Origin of the sequence: Pinisolibacter sp. (assembly GCF_036782435.1) — a bacterium.
Classification (GTDB): domain Bacteria; phylum Pseudomonadota; class Alphaproteobacteria; order Rhizobiales; family Ancalomicrobiaceae; genus CALBKH01.
Genome location: NZ_DAIPZB010000062.1, coordinates 1 through 19,698, shown reverse-complemented (window position 1 = coordinate 19,698; position 19,698 = coordinate 1). Strand labels below are relative to the sequence as shown.

Annotated in this window: 20 protein-coding genes and 1 pseudogene; 6 read left to right on the top strand and 15 right to left on the bottom strand. The window is 68.8% G+C overall.

Annotated features, from left to right (window positions below):
- The 3 genes and pseudogenes from V7Q42_RS19275 to rpmH form a co-directional block, all read right to left on the bottom strand.
- Positions 1–202 (bottom strand): annotated as a pseudogene (locus V7Q42_RS19275) (membrane protein insertase YidC); the annotation flags it as partial.
- Positions 199–624, bottom strand: a complete 426-nt coding sequence (rnpA, locus tag V7Q42_RS19270; RefSeq protein WP_333825835.1) for a ribonuclease P protein component — start codon at positions 622–624, stop codon at positions 199–201. The gene rnpA and the pseudogene V7Q42_RS19275, both read right to left, overlap by 4 nt.
- Before the next feature lie 86 nt (positions 625–710).
- The gene (rpmH, locus tag V7Q42_RS19265) at positions 711–845 is read right to left on the bottom strand and encodes a 50S ribosomal protein L34 (RefSeq protein ID WP_333825833.1); all 135 of its coding nucleotides are present in this window, start codon (positions 843–845) and stop codon (positions 711–713) included.
- A gap of 440 nt (positions 846–1,285) precedes the next feature.
- Between rpmH and V7Q42_RS19260 the strand changes: the two genes are divergently transcribed.
- Positions 1,286–2,788 carry a sensor histidine kinase gene (locus V7Q42_RS19260; RefSeq protein ID WP_333825831.1) on the top strand — a complete coding sequence of 501 codons (1,503 nt, stop codon included), beginning with the start codon at positions 1,286–1,288 and terminating at the stop codon, positions 2,786–2,788.
- Between the two features lie 311 nt (positions 2,789–3,099).
- Positions 3,100–4,047, top strand: a complete 948-nt coding sequence (locus V7Q42_RS19255) for a sugar-binding transcriptional regulator (protein ID WP_333825829.1) — start codon at positions 3,100–3,102, stop codon at positions 4,045–4,047.
- A gap of 105 nt (positions 4,048–4,152) precedes the next feature.
- On the opposite strand, the gene V7Q42_RS19250 is transcribed toward V7Q42_RS19255, so the two are convergent.
- Complete coding sequence (locus V7Q42_RS19250) at positions 4,153–5,532, bottom strand: leucyl aminopeptidase family protein (protein WP_442958239.1); 1,380 nt, start codon at positions 5,530–5,532, stop codon at positions 4,153–4,155.
- A gap of 303 nt (positions 5,533–5,835) precedes the next feature.
- On the opposite strand from V7Q42_RS19250, the gene V7Q42_RS19245 reads away from it, so the two are divergent.
- Positions 5,836–6,648 (top strand): tetratricopeptide repeat protein, encoded by an 813-nt coding sequence (locus tag V7Q42_RS19245; RefSeq protein WP_333825826.1) that lies wholly within the window; start codon positions 5,836–5,838, stop codon positions 6,646–6,648.
- 106 nt (positions 6,649–6,754) lie between these two features.
- Here V7Q42_RS19245 and V7Q42_RS19240 read toward each other — a convergent pair whose 3' ends face one another.
- The 10 genes from V7Q42_RS19240 to V7Q42_RS19195 form a co-directional block, all read right to left on the bottom strand.
- Positions 6,755–7,117, bottom strand: coding sequence for a carboxymuconolactone decarboxylase family protein (locus V7Q42_RS19240; protein ID WP_333825824.1), 363 nt, complete (start codon positions 7,115–7,117; stop codon positions 6,755–6,757).
- 203 nt (positions 7,118–7,320) lie between these two features.
- On the bottom strand, positions 7,321–8,292 hold the full coding sequence (locus V7Q42_RS19235; RefSeq protein WP_333825822.1) for a type II secretion system F family protein: 972 nt from the start codon (positions 8,290–8,292) through the stop codon (positions 7,321–7,323).
- Positions 8,293–8,303: 11 nt separating this feature from the next.
- Positions 8,304–9,293 carry a type II secretion system F family protein gene (locus V7Q42_RS19230; protein WP_333825820.1) on the bottom strand — a complete coding sequence of 330 codons (990 nt, stop codon included), beginning with the start codon at positions 9,291–9,293 and terminating at the stop codon, positions 8,304–8,306.
- A 10-nt stretch (positions 9,294–9,303) separates the two neighbouring features.
- Positions 9,304–10,776 carry a CpaF family protein gene (locus tag V7Q42_RS19225; protein WP_333825819.1) on the bottom strand — a complete coding sequence of 491 codons (1,473 nt, stop codon included), beginning with the start codon at positions 10,774–10,776 and terminating at the stop codon, positions 9,304–9,306.
- Positions 10,777–10,799: 23 nt separating this feature from the next.
- Positions 10,800–12,059, bottom strand: a complete 1,260-nt coding sequence (locus V7Q42_RS19220; RefSeq protein WP_333825818.1) for an AAA family ATPase — start codon at positions 12,057–12,059, stop codon at positions 10,800–10,802.
- On the bottom strand, positions 12,059–12,802 hold the full coding sequence (locus V7Q42_RS19215; RefSeq protein WP_333825817.1) for a CpaD family pilus assembly protein: 744 nt from the start codon (positions 12,800–12,802) through the stop codon (positions 12,059–12,061). The genes V7Q42_RS19220 and V7Q42_RS19215 overlap by 1 nt, the downstream gene beginning before the upstream one ends.
- A 13-nt stretch (positions 12,803–12,815) precedes the next feature.
- The gene (locus V7Q42_RS19210; protein WP_333825816.1) at positions 12,816–14,312 is read right to left on the bottom strand and encodes a type II and III secretion system protein family protein; all 1,497 of its coding nucleotides are present in this window, start codon (positions 14,310–14,312) and stop codon (positions 12,816–12,818) included.
- 32 nt (positions 14,313–14,344) lie between these two features.
- Positions 14,345–15,157 carry a Flp pilus assembly protein CpaB gene (cpaB, locus tag V7Q42_RS19205; protein ID WP_333825815.1) on the bottom strand — a complete coding sequence of 271 codons (813 nt, stop codon included), beginning with the start codon at positions 15,155–15,157 and terminating at the stop codon, positions 14,345–14,347.
- Positions 15,158–15,388: 231 nt separating this feature from the next.
- Positions 15,389–15,895, bottom strand: coding sequence for an A24 family peptidase (locus tag V7Q42_RS19200; RefSeq protein ID WP_333825814.1), 507 nt, complete (start codon positions 15,893–15,895; stop codon positions 15,389–15,391).
- A gap of 196 nt (positions 15,896–16,091) precedes the next feature.
- A complete protein-coding gene (locus V7Q42_RS19195) occupies positions 16,092–16,253 on the bottom strand; it encodes a Flp family type IVb pilin (RefSeq protein ID WP_333825812.1) in 162 nt (53 codons plus the stop codon).
- A 446-nt stretch (positions 16,254–16,699) separates the two neighbouring features.
- Here V7Q42_RS19195 and V7Q42_RS19190 point away from each other — a divergent pair, with 446 nt between their 5' ends.
- From V7Q42_RS19190 to V7Q42_RS19180, 3 genes are all read left to right on the top strand, one after another.
- Positions 16,700–17,152, top strand: coding sequence for a pilus assembly protein N-terminal domain-containing protein (locus tag V7Q42_RS19190; RefSeq protein ID WP_333825811.1), 453 nt, complete (start codon positions 16,700–16,702; stop codon positions 17,150–17,152).
- A 134-nt stretch (positions 17,153–17,286) separates the two neighbouring features.
- Positions 17,287–17,880 (top strand): TadE/TadG family type IV pilus assembly protein, encoded by a 594-nt coding sequence (locus tag V7Q42_RS19185; protein WP_333825810.1) that lies wholly within the window; start codon positions 17,287–17,289, stop codon positions 17,878–17,880.
- Between the two features lie 11 nt (positions 17,881–17,891).
- Positions 17,892–18,479 (top strand): TadE/TadG family type IV pilus assembly protein, encoded by a 588-nt coding sequence (locus tag V7Q42_RS19180; protein ID WP_333825808.1) that lies wholly within the window; start codon positions 17,892–17,894, stop codon positions 18,477–18,479.
- 67 nt (positions 18,480–18,546) lie between these two features.
- Here V7Q42_RS19180 and V7Q42_RS19175 read toward each other — a convergent pair whose 3' ends face one another.
- Positions 18,547–19,560, bottom strand: coding sequence for a phosphate/phosphite/phosphonate ABC transporter substrate-binding protein (locus tag V7Q42_RS19175; protein ID WP_333825806.1), 1,014 nt, complete (start codon positions 19,558–19,560; stop codon positions 18,547–18,549).
- Positions 19,561–19,698 lie beyond the last annotated feature (138 nt).

Sequence of the window (19,698 nt, the reverse complement as noted above, 5' to 3'; positions counted from 1 at the left end):
CGGGCGTCGGGGTCGCCGGCGCGGCGGTCTGGCCGGGCGCGGCCGGGGTCGGCACGGGCGCCAGCTGGCCCTGCGCGGCGGCCTCGGCGAGGCGGCGCTGGCGCTCGGCTTCCATCCGCGGTCCGGCGACGAAGAACTGCCAGCCGATCAGGACGGCGATCGAGAGAGCGATCGCGACGATGTAGTTCCGATTCTCGATCATCGGGTCCGTCCAGGGGTTTCGCCGCGGGCGTCGCGGTGGGTAGGCCGGTGTGCGGAGGGGCGGTCGGGCGTGGCGGCGGCGTCACCGCCGCGGCGATCCTTGCGCCCCTGCCGGAAGGCGCCGGCGAGATCGGCGCGCAGGTCGCAGAAGGGCTGCGACAGGGCCTCGCGCCGGCCGATCAGCACGTGATCGAAGCCGGGACGGCCGAGGCTCGCCGCGTCGAGGCGGATCGCCTCCTTGAGACGGCGGCGCACCCGGTTGCGCACCACCGCGTTGCCGACCTTCTTGGAGACGGTGAAGCCGCAGCGCGGCTCGGCGGTCTCGTCGGGAAGACGGGCGGTCTGAAGCACGAAGGCGCGCCGAGCCGACCGGGCCCCACGGGCCACGGACAGGAACTCGGCGCGTTTCTTCAGTCGCTTCATCTCGGCCTCGACCTCGGATCGCTTCCCCCGACCTCGGGCCCGTCGGGCCGGCCCCGGGGGCGCGGGGGTCGGAAACCGCGTCGGTCTCAGGCCGACAGGCGCTTGCGGCCGCGGGCGCGGCGACGGGCGAGCACCAGACGGCCGCCGACGGTGGCGGTGCGGGCGCGGAAACCGTGGCGGCGCTTGCGCACGATCTTGGAGGGCTGATAGGTGCGCTTCATGGGTCCATCGCCGCCCGTTCGGACGGCTCCCTTCGGTCTCGTGTTACGTTCCGTCCGCGCGGGGCGAACGATGTTTCGCCGTCCGCGCGAGGCGGACGAAGATGGGCGGGTTCCGCGCGTGGCGGAGGCGATCCCGTTCGGTCCCCGCCCCGACGCCGAAGCGCGGAGACGGTCGCCGGTCCCGGACGAGCGGGCGCACGCCACCGCGCGGCCCGAAGGGACGAGGATCCCGGTCGAGGGGGCTTATAGGGGGGCGACGGCGCCCCTGTCAACGCGCCGAGGGGCAGAAACGCCGTGGGATCGTACACGTCTTCGCGCCGGTGCGAAGGGAATTCACCGAACGGACGCGAAGCGGGGGCGCGCGCGACGCGATCGTGATAAACTATGTACTTCGCCGGACCGAGTGGGATCGTGGCGAGACGTGCGAGGATGAGGTCTCCATGTCCGGTGCGAAGGCGGACAACGATCGGGCGACGACGGATCGCGACACGCCGAAGGGCGGGCGCGACGTCCGGCTGTCGACCAAGTTGATCGCGCTCACGGCGCTCTTCGTTCTCGCTGCGGAAATTCTCGTCTTCGTGCCGTCGATCGCCCATTTCCGGCTCGCTCGACTGCAGGAGATGACGAAACAGGCGGAACTCGTGGCGCTGTCGCTCGAGAACACGGCGGACGTCGGGCGCGCTCTGCAGGACCGACTGCTCGCCTCGCTCGACGCGCAGGCGATCGCGGTGCGCTCGGGCAAGATGCGCCGGCTGGTCGCCTTGAGCGAAGCGCCGATCCGGGTCGACGCGGTCACCGATCTCGCCGGTGTCGAGCCGTTCTCGCCGGTGGCCGACGTCCTCGCCATGTTGGCGGCCGGCGACGGCCGGACGCTGCGCCTCATCGGCACGCCACGGGCCGACGGGACGATCGTCGACCTCGTGTTGTCCGAGACGCCGATCCGCGAGGCGACGCTCAACTACGCCGGGCGTCTGCTGGCGACTTCCGCCGCGGTGCTGATGGTGGCGGCGGTGCTGATCTTCCTGGCGCTCAGGCGGCTGTTCCTCGAACCGCTCGACCGGCTGAGCCGGGCGATGGCCGACTTCGCCGCCGATCCGGAGAACCCGTCGCGCATCATCCAACCCTCGGGCCGTGGCGACGAGATGGGCACGGCGGAGACGCGGCTCGCCGAATTGCAGACCGAACTTTCCGGATCGCTCGCCCAGAAGAAGCATCTCGCCGATCTCGGCGTGGCGGTCTCCAAGATCAATCACGACCTGAGGAACATGCTCGCCTCCGCACAGCTGATCACCGACCGGCTCTCGGCCATCCCCGACGGCACGGTGCAGCGCTTCGTGCCGAAGCTCGTCGCCACGCTCGACCGCGCCATCGGCTACTCCCGCGCCGTGCTCGACTACGGCAAGACCGGCGAAGCGCCGCCGGAGCGGCGGCTGATCGCGCTGCGCCGTCTGGTCGAGGACGTCGGCGACATGCTCGGTCGGCGCGAGACGCTCGACGGCTGCCGGCTCGACGGCGACATCGGCTACGAGATCGAAGTGGCGGCGAACCTCGAGATCGACGCCGATCCCGACCAGTTGTTCCGCGTTCTGCTCAATCTCACCCGCAACGCCGCGCAGGCTTTCGAGGCCGACACCGACCCGTCGCTGGTCCGGCGCATCACCGTGACCGGGCGGCGACAGGGTGCGGTGGTGACCATCCGGGTCGCCGACACCGGGCCGGGCGTGCCTCCCAAGGCGCGGGAGAATCTGTTCCGGCCGTTCCAGGGCGGCTTCCGGCGCGGCGGCACCGGCCTCGGGCTCGCCATCTGTGCCGAACTGGTGCGGGCGCACGGCGGGTCGATCGAGTTGGTCGACGCCGGCCCCGGCGCCACCTTCGAGGTGACCATCCCCGATCGGGTGATCGACCTGACGACCATCGAGCGACGGCGCAGCTCGCGGGCGTGACGACACTTCGCGGCGGCGCGAGACGCGGCGACACGGTGGCCGCGACTTCGGGAACACCCGTTCGGGCGATTTCACCGCGTCGGACGGCGCGTTTCCCCTCGACATCGCGCGATGTGGCTCGATGCCGCAGCTCTCCGGCGGCCGATCCGGGGCGGGTGCGACGACGTACCACGTCGGCGGCGACAACGCTTTTTCATCGTTTTCCGCCTCGCCGACCACGTCGACCGAGCGGGTCCGTCAGTATATCGACTGGCACGACCCGCCATTGTCGTGTTAACGAAATTCATTGCGTTCAACGATAAACGGGTCACATGGCGCGGCATCGACGAGACGACGAGACCATTCTGCGCATCGCGCAGATGCGTTACGACCAGCGGATGCCGCAGAACGAGATCGCGCGGGCGCTCGACATCTCCGAATCGACGGTCAGCCGGGCGCTCAAGGCAGCGATGGATCTCGGTTTCGTCGAGATCCAGATCTCGCCGACGGGCCTGCGCGACTTCGCCCTCGAACGTCGCCTGACCCATGCCTACGGGCTCGACTTCGCCGTCGTCGTACAGCCGCGCGCCGGTGGTGCGGCGGTCGGCGACGTGCTCGGACGCGCGGTCGCCCGGGTCGTCGAGGAACGGACGAACGGCGGAACGGTGATCGGCGTCTCCGACGGCGACACGGTGGCGTCGGTCGCGGCGGCGGTCCGGCGGGCGAAATCCTCCGACATCGACGTGGTGTCGCTGATCGGCGGCGTCGGCGCGCCGCAGATCCCGTCGCATTCCTCGGAAGTGTGCCGCACCATCGCCGCCGGGCTCGGCGCGCGCGCCTGGCAGCTGCCGGTGCCGGCGATCGTCGACAGCGCCGAAGCCGCCGCCCACCTCCTGCAGACCTCGACGGTCTCGACGGTGTTCGAGTTGATGAAGCGCGCCTCGATCGCGCTGGTCGGCATCGGCGAGATCAGCCCGCTCGCCACCGTCTTCCGCCACGGCGTCATCCCGACCGACCGGATCGGCAAGATCGCCGCCTCGGGCGCGGTCGGCACCATCTGCGGCTGGTTCTACGGGGCGGACGGCAAGGTCATCCCGACGGAGTTCGACGACTGCACGTTGTCGGTGTCGCCGACCGTGTTGAAGTCGATCCCGACCCGGCTCGGCGTCGCGCTGCACGCGGAGAAGGCACAGGCGATCCGCGCCGCCATCATCGGCGGTTGGATCAATGCCGTCGGCCTCGACAGCGACACCGCGGACGCGCTGCTGCGCCTGCGCTGAGGCGACCGTCCCGACGCGACCGCGATCATCGGTCCACCCGAGGGATCCGGCGCGCGGGTCCGCCCGATGGCGGGTGACCCGCGTCCGCCCTCCTCTCCTTCACCCTCACGGTCTCGGCCAGCGCGCCGCGATCACTTCGAAGAGGGCGCGGATCGCCTGGGCTTCGGCGCCTTCGGGCCGACCGGGCGAGGCTTTCGGCGTCCAGGCGAAGATGTCGACGTGGACCCAGCTCGCCGCCTTCTCGACGAATTTCTCGAGGAACAGCGCCGCCAGGATCGAGCCGGCGAAGCCGCCGGAGGCGACGTTGTTCATGTCGGCGACGCGGCTGTCGAGCATCGAGCGGTAGGCCGGCCACAGCGGCATGCGCCAGAGCGGATCGAAGACGCGGGCCGACGCCACGGCGATCTCGCCGGCGAGCGCCTCGTCGGCGGTGTAGAACGGCGGCAGGTCGGGGCCGAGAGCGACGCGCGCCGCCCCGGTCAGGGTGGCGAGGTCGATCAGGAGTTCGGGTGCCTCCTCGTCGGCCGCCGCCAGGGCATCGGCGAGCACCAGACGGCCCTCGGCGTCGGTGTTGCCGATCTCCACCGTCGTGCCGCGGCGCGACGGTACCACGTCGCCGGGACGGAAGGCGCGACCGGAGACCGCGTTCTCGACCGCCGGCACGATCAGCCGCAGGCGCACCGGCAACCCGGCTTCGACGATCATGCGGGCGAGCGCCAGCGCGTTGGCGGCGCCGCCCATGTCCTTCTTCATCAAGAGCATGGCGCTGTCGGGCTTGATGTCGAGGCCACCGGTGTCGAAGACGACGCCCTTGCCGACCAGCGTCACCTTGGGATGGGCGGGATCGCCCCAGGACGCGTCGACGAGGCGCGGCGGCCGGTCCGATCCCTTGCCGACGGCATGGACGAGCGGGAAATTCGCGGCGAGAAGGTCGTCGCCGACGGTCTCGGCGACCGATCCACCGGCCGCCTCGAAGACGGCGCGGACGGCGGCGACGAGCTCGGCCGGGCCGAGGTCGTTGGCCGGCGTCTCGACCAGTTCGCGAGCGAGGAAGACGGCCTCGGCCGCACGGGTGACCGCGGCGAGATCGACCGAAGATCCGACGACGAGGCGGACGCCGCGCTCGGGCGCCTTCTTGTAGCGGCGGAAGCGCCAGCTTTCGAGGGCGAAGGCGAGCGTGGCGAGGGTCTCGTCGGCGAGGGGGCCGTCGAAGCGCCAATCGCCGGCGGGCAACAGGCTCGCCGCCTTGCCCGGCAGGAACGGCGTGCGGGCGGCGTCCTTTTCGCCGCCGAGGCCGAAGAGCGCTCCGGCGAGCCCTCCCCCCGCCGCCGGCACCACCAGGAACGCCCCCGCCTCGGCCCGATACCCGGAGGCGCGGGCGAAGGCCGCGACGGCGTCGCCCATCGCCTCGAGGCGATGGGCGAGCGTCTCGGGGGTGACGAGGTGGATCGGCAGGGTGGGGCCGACGTGATCGGCGGCGAGCAACGGCAGGGCCAAGGGTGATCTCCGGAGGAGGCGTGGGACGGCGGGTCTTCGGGACGACGCGGTGCGGCGTCGCCCGGTGTCGACCGGTGTCGACCGGTGTCGACCGGTGTCGACCGGTGTCGACCGGACCATAGCGCGCCGGGCGGCGCGGTCCAGCCCGATCGCGGGGGCGGAGACGCGGCGGCGCGGTGCCGGTGAGCCGCCCGACCCGGCGTCTTAACCCCTCGTTAGGGTTAACGAAGGATAACTGACGGGGTCGACCGACGCCCGTATCGGCACCGTCGGTCCGCCCCGGAGTGTCCCATGAACCGTCCCTCGGGCCGCGCTCGTTCCGCCCTGCCCCTGATCGTCGCCGCGGTGGTCGTGGTGTCCGGCGCCCTCGGCGGCTGCGCCCGGCCGAACGCGCGCACCGACGGTCCGGCGGTGACCGGATCAATCCCCGGCGATCGCCAGTCGGCGATGGCCGAATGGACGCGCCGCTATCAGGCGTCGCCGAACGACCGCGACACCGTCCTCGGCTTCGCCCAGGCGCTGCGCGCCGAAGAACGCCGGGCGCAGGCGGTGGAGGTGCTGCAGCGCGGGATGTTGCAGTTCCCGCGCGACGTCACGATCGCTTCGGCCTACGGCAAGGCTCTCGCCGAGAACGGCGAATTCGACGAGGCGCTGAAGGTGATCCGCGCCGCCAACGACCCGCGCACGCCCGACTGGCGGCTGACCTCGGCGGAGGGTGCCATCCAGGATCAGCTGGGCAACGCCGGCGAGGCGCGGCGGCTCTATCAGGAGGCGCTGAAGCTGGCGCCGAACGAGCCGACGGTGCTCAACAACCTCGGCCTCTCCTACGTCTTCACCAACGAGCTGGCCAAGGCGGAGACGACGCTGAAGCGCGCCGTCGCCGCACCGCGCGCCGACAGCCGGGTGCGCCAGAACCTGGCGCTGGTGGTGGGGCTGCAGGGGCGTTTCGACGAAGCCGACCGTCTCGCCGCGGCGGAACTGCCGCCGGACGAAGCCAAGGCCAACGTCGCCTACCTGCGTTCCATGCTGAGCCAGCCCGACACCTGGAAGCAGCTCAAGCAGGCCGACAAGAAGCCGGCCGGAGACAGGAAGACGCCGGGCTGAGGCGGGCGAGGCCGCGCTTCCACGCGACGATTGACGAAGGGGGCCGTCGCGACGGCCCCTCCTCGTTTCGAGCGTCACGCCGATGGTCCGGCGCGACGGGACCCGCTCACTCGGCCGGCGCGGCCTTGGCGGCGGCGTCCCACTGGTCGTAGGCCTCCACGGCCTGAGCGGCGTACATGTAGGCCGGGCCGGCGCCCATGTAGATCGCCGTCGCCACGGTCTCCATGATCTCCTCGCGCGTCGCCCCGGCGGCGCGCGCCGCCTTGGTGTGGAAGGCGATGCACGGATCGCAGCGCACCGCCACCGAGATGCCGACGGCGATCAGCTCCTTGGTCCGGGTGTCGAGGGCGCCGGCCTTGAGGGCACCGGCGGCCAGGGCGGAGAAGCCCTTCATGGCCTCGGGGGCACCGTTGCGGACTTCCTTGAGGATGGCCGACTGTTCGGCCGCGATGTTCTGCCAGTTCTTCATGGGACCTCGTCACCGGGTTCGGGGTCGGCCGCCGGACCCGGCGAGATCGGGCGGCGGAGCGATGGTCGTCCAACGGCTCACCGCCGGACGGGTCGGAGCGCAGATGAGCACGCTCGATACATCGTTCAACGCTGATATGACAGGTCCCGCCATGCACCGAACGCATGACCGCGACAAGCGAACCGGCGGGACGCTTCCTCGCCTCACTTCCAATGGAAGAGCTGGATCATCGCCGGGCCGATGATGACGGCGAAGAGAACCGGCAGGAAGAAGACGATCATCGGCACGGTGAGCTTGGGCGGCAGCGCCGCCGCCTTCTTCTCCGCCTCGGCCATGCGGGCGTCGCGGCTCTCCTGGGAGAGGACGCGGATCGCCTGACCGAGCGGTGTGCCGTAGCGTTCGGCCTGGATGAGCGCGGTGACGACGCCACGGATGGTGTCGAGGCCGGTGCGCGTGGCGAGGTTCTCGTAGGCCTTGCGCCGTTCCTGGAGATAGGAGAGCTCGGCGGCGGTGAGCGACATCTCTTCGGCGAGCGGCAGCGAGGTCGCGCCGATCTCTTCGGCCACCTTGCGGAAGGCCGGCTCCACCGACATGCCCGATTCGATGCAGATCAGCAGCAGGTCGAGAGCGTCGGGCCAGGCGCGCTTGATCGACAACTGGCGCTTGGTGATCGCATTCTTCAGATAGACGTTCGGCAGGTACATGCCGGCGGCGGCGGCGAGCAGCGAGAACGCGAACTTCATGCCGGCCGGCTTGTCGACGACGTCGAGCACGAAGAAATAGAAAAGCGCCACCAGGAAGCAGACGAAGGGCAGGACGAAACGGGCGAAGAGATAGGCGGTGAGCGGCGCCTGACCGCGGAAACCCGCCATGCGCAACTGATCGGCGGTCTTGTCGTCGGACAGCGCGTTCTTGAGATTCAGGCTGTCGACCAGTTGGCGCATGAAGGCCTTGGGCTCGGCCCTCAGGCTCTTGGCGCGCTCGGAACCGAGGCGGGCGCGCTCGCGCGAGCGGATCTGCTCGCGCTCGATCGCCACCGCCTTCATCCGCGAGACCAACTGGTCCTTCTCGAGCAACGGCAGCGCCACGGTGAGCACCGTGGCGGCGACACCGATCGCCACGCAGGCGGCGAGAAGCATCTGGGGATCGGTGAGGATGTCGAAGAGACCGCCCATGTCCTCCCCCTTCAGAAATCGAAGTCGATCATCTTCTTCATCACCATGATGCCGATCAGCATGTAGATCAGCCCGCCGACGACGATGACGTTGCCCGCGGTGGTTCTGAAGAGGAGCATGATGTAGCTCGGGCTCGTCAGATAGACGAGGCCGGCGACGACGATCGGCAGCGAACCGATGATGGCGGCGGAGGATTTGGCCTCCATCGACATGGCGGTGATCTTCGCCTTCATCCGCTTGCGATCGCGCAACACCTTGGAGAGGTTGCCGAGCGCCTCGGAGAGGTTGCCGCCGGATTTCTGCTGAATGGCGATGACGATGCCGAAGAAGTTGGCCTCCTGCACCGGCATGCGCTCATAGAGCTTCATACAGGCGTCGCCGACCGGCATGCCCAGGCTCTGGGCCTCGATGATCTGACGGAATTCGCCCTTCACCGGCTCCTTGGTCTCGGAGGCGACCATGCGCAGGCAATCGCCGAGCGGCAGGCCGGAGCGGATGCCGCGAACGATGAGGTCGACGGCGGTCGGCAGTTCTTCGAGGAAGGCCTTCTGGCGTCGCAGGCGGAGCTTGTCGACGATCCAGTTGGGCAGGCCGAGGAAACCGATGACGCCGCCGCCGGCCGCCAACAGGAGATTGCCCGAGATCATGAACATCAGCAGAGCCGTGCCGACGGCGAGACCGACGGAGAACAGCAGATAGGTCTTGCGGTTCCAGGCGAGGCCGGCCTGGGTCAGGCGCATGGCGAGCGGCGGGGTCTTGGTGCGCTTGTCACGCGCCGCCTGCTTCGCCTCGAAGTCCTTGAAGGCGTCCTGGATCGACTTCTTGCGGCCGGCGGTGGCGCGCTCTTCCACCACCTTGCCGGGGTCGAGCAGGCGGGAGAGACGCTTCTCGGTGGTCTTCTCGTCCTCGACCCGGTCGAACAGAAGCGCGTAGGCGACGCCTCCGGCGGAGAGCATCACCAGAGCGATCAGCGCGAGAGTGGTCGTACCGAGACCGAACAACGGCGCCTCCTCAATCCACGGCGTCGGCGATGTTCGCCGCGTCGAGTGCCTCGGCGAGGCGCTTCTCCTCGCCGAAGTAGCGCGCCCGGTCCCACATCTTCGGCCGGCCGATGCCGGTCGAACGGTGGCGACCGATGATGCGGCCGAGTTCGTCCTCGCCCAGGAACTCGTAGACGAAGAGGTCCTGGGTGGTGATGATGTCACCTTCCATGCCGAGCACTTCGGTGATGTGGGTGATGCGGCGCGAACCATCGCGCAGGCGGGCCGCCTGGACGACGACGTCGACCGAGGTGCAGATCATCTCGCGGATGGTGCGGGCCGGCAGGGAATAGCCGCCCATGGTGATCATCGATTCCATGCGGCTCAGCGCTTCGCGCGGGCTGTTGGCGTGGAGCGTGCCCATCGAACCGTCGTGACCGGTGTTCATCGCCTGGAGGAGGTCGAAGGCCTCCGGTCCGCGCACCTCGCCGACGATGATCCGCTCGGGACGCATGCGCAGGCAGTTCTTGATCAGATCGCGCATGGTGATCTGGCCCTCGCCCTCGATGTTGGGCGGGCGGGTTTCCAGGCGCACCACGTGCGGCTGCTGAAGCTGAAGCTCCGCGGCGTCTTCGCAGGTGATGATGCGTTCGGTCGATTCGATGTAGCGGGTCAGGCAGTTGAGGAGCGTCGTCTTGCCCGAGCCGGTACCGCCGGAGACGACGACGTTGCAGCGGCTCTTGCCGACGATCTCGAGAACCCGCGCGCCCTCGGGCGTGATCGAGCCGAACTTGACCAACTGCTCGAGGGTCAGCTTGTCGCGCTTGAACTTACGAATGGTGAGAGCGGGCCCGTCGATGGCCAGCGGCGGGGCGATGACGTTGACACGAGAGCCGTCGGGCAGGCGGGCGTCGCAGATCGGGCTCGCCTCGTCGACGCGGCGGCCGACCTGGGAGACGATCCGCTGGCAGATGTTCATCAGCTGCTGATTGTCGCGGAAGCGGATGCCGGTCACTTGGACCTTGCCGGCGACTTCGATGTAGGTGCGATCCGCGCCGTTGACCATGATGTCGGCGATGTCGTCGCGCGCCAGCAGCGGTTCGAGCGGACCGTAACCGAGGACGTCGTTGACGATGTCGGCGAGCAGTTCCTCCTGCTCGGCGATCGACATCACCAGATTCTTCAGCTGGATGATCTCGTTGATGACGTCCGAGATCTCCTCGCGCGCCGATTCCGGATCGAGGCGGGCGAGCTGGGAGAGGTCGATGGTGTCGATCAGGGCGGAGAAGATCGACGACTTGGTGTCGTAGTACTCCTCCGACTTCAGACGTTCCTGCGAGCGGTTCGGCGGGATCGGCGTGTTGGGATCGGCGGCGGCGGACGGCGACGGCACCGACGCCGCGCGGCCGGGAGCGCTCGACGGCCGAGAGGCCGGCGGCGGCGCGGCTGCCGGCTTCACGAACCCGCCGGCGGTTCCCTCGTTGGCTCCTCTACGCCCGAACATGCCGTCTCACCTCGTCGAACGCGTCACGACGCCTTGCGCGCCCGGATCTTCTCCAGGAGCGGCGCGAAGGGCGATTTCTTCGCCTTGCGGATCTCGGTCCGGCCGGTCACCACCCCGGCGAGACCGCGGAAGGTCTCGGCCACCTGATGCTTGGCGTCGAGTTCGCCGATCATCAGGCCCTTGTTGGCGGCGTCGCCGAACAGCTTGGCATCGAAGGGAATCGACGAGGCGATCGGGAGATCGAGCGCCTTGGAGAATTCCTCGAGCTTGATCTCCGGCCGCTTCGGCATGCCGACCTGGTTGAACACCAGGCGCGGCGGCGCATCGTTGGGCCGTGAGGCGCGCAGCACGTCGGCGAGGTTCTTGGCATTGCGCAGATTGGCGAGATCGGGCGTGGCGACGATCACCACGTCGTCGGCCTCGCGCAGCTGGCGGCGCACCCAGCCGGTCCACTGATGCGGCAGGTCGAGCACTACCACCGGCACGTTGCCGCGCGCCACCTCCACCGTCGGATCGAAGGCGAGGTCGTCGAAATCGTAGGCCCGGTCGAGCAACGACGGCGCCGCGAGGAGGCTCAGGTGGTCGGAGCACTTGGTGAGCAGGCGATCGAGGAAGACCTCGTCGATGCGCTCCGGCGAGAGCAGGGCATCGAGCACGCCCTGGGTCGGGTCCTGATTGAAGTCGAGACCGGCGGTTCCCCAGGCGAGGTCGAGATCGGCCACCAGGACGTCGTTGTCGAAGGTCTTGGCGATCGACCAGGCGACGTTGTGGGCGACGGTGGAGGAGCCGCAGCCGCCCTTGGCACCGATGAAAGCGATCGAACGGCCGAGAACGGCGGCGTCGGGGCTGTGATAGAGGTCGCCGATGGCGCGCAGCACGTCGAAGAGATCGAGGGGCGCGACGACATATTCGCTCACGCCGCGGCGGATCAGCTCGCGATAGAGCAGAACGTCGTTGACGTGGCCGATAACCAACACCTTGGTACCGGGATCGCAGACCTCGGCGAGGCCGTCGAGGTGACCGAGCAGATCCTCGGAGCTCCCCTTCGATTCCACCACCACCAGATTCGGCGTCGGTGCCGAGCCGTAGAACTCGACCGCCGCCGGCAGCCCCCCCATCAACACCTTGACGTGGGTGCGCGACATGCGGCGATCCTGAGCGGCCGCCTCGAGCGACGCGGCGACTTCGGGCGTCTCGCAGAAGGCCTGAATGGCGATGCGCGGGATCGACTTCGGTTCGTTGCTCTCGGCGTGGATCGGCTTCTCGTTGGCGCTACGCGTCATCACTCGCCTCCTCCGCCGCCGACCTTCGAGGCATTGGTGTCGGGCAGCTTGAACTCGGACCTGGTCTTCTCGCCCTTGCGGTAGGCCTGGATCACCGCGGCGCGGCGGGTCGCGTCGGCCTTGCCGATCGGCGACGGCGCGACCAGATCGGTCGGCTCGGCCGCCATGGTGGCGACGTTGGCCTGGGTGGCGCAGCCGAAGTTCCAGTAGTCGGCATTGGAGAGATCGCCGACCACCTGATCCGGCCAGCGGCCGCAGCGATGGGGCACGTGCGCCACCACCCGCGGATAGGAGATGCGGATCGGCGCGGCATCCTCGGGGCCTTCGGCCGCATAGGGCACCTTGTGCACGGCGCTCGCGGCGAAGCCGGCGCGGCCGAGCGCCTCGGTGATGCGACGCGCGGCGTGGTAGGCCGCCGCTTCGTTGCGCGAGGCGGACGGCACCATGACGGTGATCGAGCGGGCGCCCTGGGCGCGGGCTTCCTCGCCGAAGGCCTGGACCGCGGCGACGAGGCGCGGCGGCAGAGAATCGCCCTGGACCCCGACGGGAACGTCGAAGGTCTCCTCGCCCTCCTCCACCACGATCGGGTGGCGGGTGCGGAAGCCGTCCGTCGGCACCGAGCCGGTGACGCTCGGCTCGGATCGCGTCGTGTTGCAGGCGGCCGTCGTCAACGCCAGGAGCAGCGCCCCCGATGTCGCGAGGGCACGGCCGAGACGAAGAAGGGGTTCGATCGTCGTCGTCATGTGGTCGTCACCCTCACTCGAAGATGTAGCCGTACTGGCCGTGGTAGGTGCCCCTCTGACCGCGATCGACGGTGCGATACATGCGGTTGAGCCGGCCGAGGAAATATCCGGCGGCGTCGCTGGAGGGTTGGAAATTGCGATCCGGACGCTCGAGCTTGGCGGCGGCGACCGGGCGCACCACCAGCGGCTGGACGAAGATCACCAGTTCCGACTGGGAGCGTTGGAAGTCGCGCGAGCGGAAGAGCGAGCCGAGGATCGGCAGCTTGAGCAGACCGGGTGTGCCGGCGAGCGCCTGCTTGACGTCGTCCTTGATCAGGCCGCCGAGCACCATGGCGCCGCCCGAGGGGATCTCGAGCGTGGTCGAGGCGCGGCGCACCCGCAGAGCCGGGATGGTCAGCGTCGAGATGGTGACGGCGCCGTCGGAGGTCAGTTCGGAGACCTCGGTCTTGACCGTCAGCGAGATGCGGTTCTCGTCGAGCACCACCGGCTGGAAGTTGAGGCCGATACCGTAGGTCTTGAACTCGACGCCGATCGAGGTGCCGGAGGTGCCGCTCGAGGTCTGGCTCACGGGGATCGGGTACTCGCCGCCGACCAGGAACTGTGCCTGCTCGCCGGAAAGCGCCGACAGGTTGGGCTCGGCGAGCGTCTTGAGCAGGCCGTTCTGCTCCAGTGCCGAGAGCCGGCCGGAAATCGAGTTGCCGGCGCCGAAGCTCAGCTTGCCGGCACCGACGAAGGCGGGATCGACGGCGGGCGTGATCGGGAAGGGGTTCGAGGTGGCGAGCGTCGTCGCCCAGTTGCCGTTGGTGATGGCGCTGGTCAGATCGATGCCGAGCTTCTTGACGATGTCGCGCTGCACTTCGGCGATGGTGACGCGCAGCATCACCTGATCCTTGCCGCGGATGGTGAGCGCGTTGACCACCTGGATCGACGAACCGGCGGTCGACGAACCGCCCGAGCTCGCGGCGGCCGCGCCACCCGAGCCGGAAGACCCGCTCTCGATCGGCGCGCCGACGAACTTGGAGGCGACCTCGTAGGCCTGGATGGCCTCACCGCTCGAAGCGACCATGCCGGAGAGCACGACGGTGCCGGCGACGGCCTCGACGCGGATCTCGCTCTTCGGCAGCAGGCGCTTCAGCAGCCCCTCGAGGGCGCGGGTGTCGACCTGGACCTGGAGTTCGAGATTGGCGATCGGCCGGCCGGCAGCGCCGAAGACGATGATGTTGGTGGTGCCGAACTTGTTGCCGATCAGATAGAGGCGGCGGGCCGAGCGCACGACCGCGTCGGCCACCTTCGGGTCGGAGACGAGCACGTCGCGGATGTCCTCGTCGAAGTCGAGGATCCGCGACTTGGAGAGCGGCAGTTGGACGACGCGGTCGCGACCGGCATCGACCTCGACGCGGGAGATCGCACCGCCTTCGGCGGCCAGGGTGCCCGAACCGGCGAAGCCGAGCCCGACCGCGACGAGCGCCGCGGCGAGACCGGATCGGAGAGAGACGAGACTGGTGAACATGCGACCACCTCAGAATTCGAATGCCACCCGGTTCACCGACGCATCGAGACCGTCGACTGCACGCCGAAACGCACCATCTTGACCGAGCCGCCGGAGCTCTCGGTCTCTTCTTCGATCGGCGTCCCGTCGCGATCGCGCAGCGAGCGCAGGGCGAGCGAGATCACGCCGAGCTGGGTCGACTGCGCCATGACCTCGGCCTGGCGCGGCGTCAGCTCGAGAGTCACGGTGTCCTTGGCGAGCATGGCGGCCGTGTCGGGCTTGCCGTCGGAAAGCTGCTGATCGACAGCGAGGACGCGGATGTTGTTGAGAACCGTTTCGCTGACGTAGGGGTCGCCGCCGCCGCTCGCGCCCTTCGGCGCGGCGCGGGTCAGGATCACGTCGACGTGGTCGTTGGGCAGGATGAAGCCGCCGGCGGTCGACACCGCCTTGACCTCGACGGCACTCGCCCGCATGCCCGGCGACAGGATCACCGACATGAAGCCGCGATCGGCCTTGATCAGGCGCTGGGCGCGAACCGGCTCGCCGGTCAGGAAGGGCGACCGCGCCACCGTGCCGACCAGTTCCTGATCGGCATTGGGCTGGGCGATGCGATTGACGTAGACCTCGGCGACCCCCGTCTTGGGGAAGGACTGCCAGACGAGATCGCCCGCGGCGATGCGGTAGCCGAGCGAGATGTCCTTGGAGGCGACCAGCACGTCGATGGTGTCGAGGCGCGGCGCTTCGGCCGGCACGGCCGCCACCGGCACGGGCGCCGGTTCACGGTTCGACATCTTGACCGCGAGCATCGCGGCGACGATGCCGGCGCCCAGGGCGATCGCCAGGACGAGGAGACGCGTGACCTTCATGGACCAAGACCCGAAAACACGAGGGGACATCCGCGATGTCCATCGGAGCGCAGTGTCGGGCGGAATTGGTTCAGGTATGGTTAACGGGATCTCTCGAAACGTCGTGAACATTCCGTCAATGCCGCCGACGGCCGGCCCGGGGCGGTCAAGACGCACCCGAAACGAGCCGGGGCGCGTCCGGAGGGGCGCGCCGAGAGACACGACGAAGACTGTGGGCGGCGGGAGGCCGGATCAGGCGAAGAAGCGCATCCACGACGTCTCGGCGAAGATCTGCAGACCCGCGGCCGACAGGGCGACACCATAGGGAACGCGGCGATGCTCCTGGAAGCGGGCGAGGAACCCGACCTTGAGGACCGGAAGCGGATCGAGCACGCGGTCGGAGAAGAGTGCCAGGAGGGTCAGGAGACCGCCGTAGACGGAAAAGGTGACGGCATAGTCGAGGAGATGCTCCCAACCGAGCCAGAGCACCACGGCCGCAGCGAATTTGACGTCGCCGCCGCCCATCCAGCCGAAGGCGAAACAGGCGAAACCGATGGCGAAGACCAGCGCGGCGGCGCCGAGGTGGGCGCCGAAGACGGCCAACGGCACACCGGAGATCGCCAGGGCGAGCAGGCCGGCGAGGAAGAGCCCGACCGAGACACGGTTGGCGATGGTCATCGTCATGAAGTCGGTGACCGCGGCCCATACCAACAGGACCGGGAACACCAGAACCACCACCGCCGACAACACCTGCGTCATCATGTTCTCCCCGGGCTGCGGCCTCGAGCGCGGACGTACCGACGCTCGGGCGACGGTCCATCGTCTCACGGGCTGCTGAAGGTGACGTAAACGGCTCCGACGGGTTCGCGTAGAACCCGGGTTCTATCGGCGCAGAAACGAAAGAGGCGGGAACCCGCGGTTCCCGCCTCCATCGTGTCGGACCGACGACGAAACCTCACTTCATGTTGCCGGCGAGGTTCTTGAAGGTGTTGTTCAGGTTGTTGCCGAGCGCGCCGGCACCGGTGATGATCGCGACGGCGACCAGCGAGGCGATCAGGCCGTACTCGATCGCGGTGGCGCCGGACTCGTCCTTCAGGAAACGGGCGAACATGGTCATCTTACAGCTCCTCAGGTTCTACACGGTACATCAGACCTTCGGACCGCTTGCTCCGTCGGTCTCTCGAAGTCTGACCCGAACATACCCCCCTCCCTCTAAGACCAGGTAAACCGGGATGGTTATCGAAATATCCCTCGCCGGAATCCGCCCCATGCCTAACGAAGAGTTGAGGATGGAGACCGGTCGAGAGGTTCTTCGCGGCCCGGCCCTTCCTCTACGGCAGGGGGTCGCCGCCATCGCCGCGCGGTGACGCCGTGGCCGGCTCCGGTGGCGAAGGACATCGGGCGCTACGGTACGCGTCGTGCGCGCGAGGCGGCGGCGATGCCGGGCGGTGCAGCGGAGAAAAGGTGGGCGCCCCACCGGAACCGCCGGCGGCCCTTAAGCCTTCGTTCACCAAGAAAAGGCAGGATCGGTCCACTCGATTTCCTCGAACGAGGGCCATTGCCGTGCATCACCCTATCCTCCTCGCGATCGCCGTGACGATCGCCACCGCGAGCGGTGTCCAGGCCAAGGATCCGATCTCGGTGATCATCGACCGGGCGAAGGTGATGCGCATCTCCGCCCCGGCCGCGACCGTGGTGATCGGCAATCCGGCGATCGCCGATGCGACCGTCCAGGATCGCCAGACCCTGGTGATCACCGGCAAGATGAGCGGCATCACCAATCTCGTCGTCCTCGACGCCAAGGGGCAGTTGATCGCCGACGAACTGGTCAACGTCGAAAAGCCGCAGCAGGGCTACGTCACGGTGCAGCGCGGCGCCAGCCGCTTCACCTATTCCTGCACGCCCAACTGCAATGCGACCCTGGAGCCGGGCGACAACGCCGAGTTCTTCGGCGCGGCCCAGACCCAGACCACTGCCCGCACCGGCCTCGGCCAGCAATCCGCGGCGACGCCGTGACGCGCCTCCGCAGCGGAGCGTCTCCCAAGGGGTCGAACCGGTTCTGAACCGAATTTTCAGCTTTACCGATCATTCTCACGCGAAACGAGCCGCCGATCTTAGAAGCGTGCGGCGAGCCTTCGGAGTGAGACGACATGTGGAGAGGGCCGGCGAAGAGCACGCCCACATCGGCGGTGACGCCCGCCGAACTCGTCCGACGCACCCTCCGGCGGACGCTCGGGAGCCGGATCGTCACCGACCGGGGCGCGGCGACCGCGGTGGAATTCGGCATCCTCGCCCTACCGTTCCTGGCTCTGGTCGGCGCGATCTTCGAATCCGCCCTGTGCTTCCTCGCCGGACAGATCCTCGACACGGCGGTCGCCGATGCCGGCCGCCTCATCCGCACCGGTCAGGCGCAGGCCAGCGGTTACGACGAGGCGGCGTTCAAGACCCAGGTCTGCAACCGGCTCTATGTTCTCTTCAACTGCGCCAACCTGACGATCGACGCGAAGATCTACACGAACTTCACGTCGGCCAACACGTCGATGCCGATCGACGCCGACAAGAACTTCGACACGTCGGGCTTCACCTTCCAGATGGGCGGATCGAGCCAGATCGTCGTGGTTCGCGCGTTCTATCCCTACCCGCTCTATTTCAACAAGCTCGGTCTCGACCTGGCGAACCTGGCGAACGGAACTCGCTTGTTGTCGGGCGTCTCGACCTTCCGCAACGAACCCTTCCCGTGGTGAGGAGACACGACATGAAGCGTCGACGCTTCTCACTCGGCTCGATCGGACGGGCAGCGGCGCGGTTCGCGCGCGACCGTCGGGCGGTCTCGGCGGTCGAATTCGCACTGCTGCTGCCGATCCTCCTCACTCTCTTCATCGCCGGCAACGAATTGTCGCAGGCCCTGACGATCTATCGGAAGGTCAGTCACACGGCCAACGCGCTCGGCGACCTGGTGTCGCAGGTGGCGACGATCTCGACCTCGGAGATGACCAACATTCTGGCGGCGACGACGGCGATCATGACGCCCTACAGCGCCTCCGGCGTGAAACTGGTGGTGTCGTCGGTGAACTACACCACCTCCGGCGGGTTCAAGACCGCCTGGAGCGTCGGCCAGAACGCCACCGCCTGGACGGTCAATTCGGCACCACCGATCACCATCCCGAGCGGGTTGGTCAGCGACGGCCAGCAGTTGGTCGTCACCCAGGTGCAGTACACCTACACCTCGACCTTCTCGACCTTCATGCAGGACATCCTCGGCGGCACATCGATCACCATGGCCGACGTCGCCTATCTGAGGCCGCGCATCTCCCCCAAGATCGACTACCCGTACCCGAACTGACGTCGGTGGCATTGCCGACGACGCTCGGCCGGGGTGGCATTGCCGACGACGCTCGGCCGGGCGACACTCAGCCGGGCGGCGTCGATCCGGTGGTCCGCGGGGCCGCCGGAGCGGGTTCGCTCGTCGACTCGCGCGGCGTGACGAGGTCGACGAAGGGCGCATAGGCGGCGTGGCCGATGCGCAGGAAGCCGCCGGCATGGACCGGCTCGATCGCGTCGTAGGCGTCGGGATCGACCTCGTCGAGATCGACGAGCATGTCGCGCATGCGTCGCTTCGGGCCTTCGGCGAGATCGGACCGCACCGTGTGGGGGCCGTGTGGCATCACCGTCGAGGCCCAGAGGACGCGGACGTCGGTCATCGCCAGTTCGCCCGCCGCCACCATGTCGTGCAGCGTGCCGCGGCCGTAGCCCTCGGCGACGTCGCCTTCGAGCGTCGACCAGGCGACGGCGGCGTCGATCCGCCGTTCGAGAACGGCTTTCACCGCCGACCGCGGGTTGTCGAAGACTTCGAGGCTCGGCGCCACGACGTCCTTCCCCATCTGTGGGACCATGAGGCGCAGGGCGAGACGACGTCCGCCGATCGACCCCTCGCCCGATACGCCGAGGCGCTTGCCGGCGAGGTCGGGGAGCTTCTCGGAGGTGCTGCCGGTCGGCACCACCACGACGATGCGCCATCCGGTCGAGCCGTCGTGCGCCCGCGGCGCCGCCAGCGGCTCGACGCAGCCGCACAACCGCCAGGCCATGGCGTAGCCGCTCGCGGTCAACGGGGCGTAGTCGACCCGCCCGGCGGCGAAGGCGTCGATCAGCGCGCGTTCGTCGGAAAAGGTGCGGGTGCCGACGTCGACCCCGAGGGTCTCGGCGAGGCGCAGACGGAACGGTTCGACCCGATCGATCGCGGCGGCGGGCAGGCCGTCGGCGAGGATGCCGAGGCGCAGCGGGCGGGCGCGCCGGACCTGGGTCGTCGACGAGTCCTGTGCGCCGGCCGGCGCCGCCGCGCTCACGGCGAGCGCGGCGGCGAGCGCCAGGCGCAACAACGGGCCGCGCGACGAGCGGCCGGTGGTGCGATCGGAGCGGGAGGTCACGGTCGAACGTCTCGCGGTGGCATACGATTCGGCCGCAGCATCGGCCAGAGCGTGCGCCGATGCAATCGACGCCCTGTCGCGACCAGGGCAATCGCTCGAAACGTTCGGGGATTCCGGCATGGGCGTTGCCGTGATTCA

Excerpts from the sequence above, each read along its gene's own strand:
- rnpA (WP_333825835.1), bottom strand. The coding sequence starts at position 624 with ATGAAGCGACTGAAGAAACGCGCCGAGTTCCTGTCCGTGGCCCGTGGG.
- V7Q42_RS19210 (WP_333825816.1), bottom strand. The coding sequence starts at position 14,312 with ATGTTCACCAGTCTCGTCTCTCTCCGATCCGGTCTCGCCGCGGCGCTC.
- V7Q42_RS19260 (WP_333825831.1), top strand. The coding sequence starts at position 1,286 with ATGTCCGGTGCGAAGGCGGACAACGATCGGGCGACGACGGATCGCGAC.
- V7Q42_RS19220 (WP_333825818.1), bottom strand. The coding sequence starts at position 12,059 with ATGACGCGTAGCGCCAACGAGAAGCCGATCCACGCCGAGAGCAACGAA.
- V7Q42_RS19240 (WP_333825824.1), bottom strand. The coding sequence starts at position 7,117 with ATGAAGAACTGGCAGAACATCGCGGCCGAACAGTCGGCCATCCTCAAG.
- V7Q42_RS19195 (WP_333825812.1), bottom strand. The coding sequence starts at position 16,253 with ATGACCATGTTCGCCCGTTTCCTGAAGGACGAGTCCGGCGCCACCGCG.
- V7Q42_RS19185 (WP_333825810.1), top strand. The coding sequence starts at position 17,287 with ATGTGGAGAGGGCCGGCGAAGAGCACGCCCACATCGGCGGTGACGCCC.
- cpaB (WP_333825815.1), bottom strand. The coding sequence starts at position 15,157 with ATGAAGGTCACGCGTCTCCTCGTCCTGGCGATCGCCCTGGGCGCCGGC.
- V7Q42_RS19215 (WP_333825817.1), bottom strand. The coding sequence starts at position 12,802 with ATGACGACGACGATCGAACCCCTTCTTCGTCTCGGCCGTGCCCTCGCG.
- V7Q42_RS19255 (WP_333825829.1), top strand. The coding sequence starts at position 3,100 with ATGGCGCGGCATCGACGAGACGACGAGACCATTCTGCGCATCGCGCAG.
- V7Q42_RS19180 (WP_333825808.1), top strand. The coding sequence starts at position 17,892 with ATGAAGCGTCGACGCTTCTCACTCGGCTCGATCGGACGGGCAGCGGCG.
- V7Q42_RS19235 (WP_333825822.1), bottom strand. The coding sequence starts at position 8,292 with ATGGGCGGTCTCTTCGACATCCTCACCGATCCCCAGATGCTTCTCGCC.
- rpmH (WP_333825833.1), bottom strand. The coding sequence starts at position 845 with ATGAAGCGCACCTATCAGCCCTCCAAGATCGTGCGCAAGCGCCGCCAC.
- V7Q42_RS19225 (WP_333825819.1), bottom strand. The coding sequence starts at position 10,776 with ATGTTCGGGCGTAGAGGAGCCAACGAGGGAACCGCCGGCGGGTTCGTG.
- V7Q42_RS19200 (WP_333825814.1), bottom strand. The coding sequence starts at position 15,895 with ATGACGCAGGTGTTGTCGGCGGTGGTGGTTCTGGTGTTCCCGGTCCTG.
- V7Q42_RS19245 (WP_333825826.1), top strand. The coding sequence starts at position 5,836 with ATGAACCGTCCCTCGGGCCGCGCTCGTTCCGCCCTGCCCCTGATCGTC.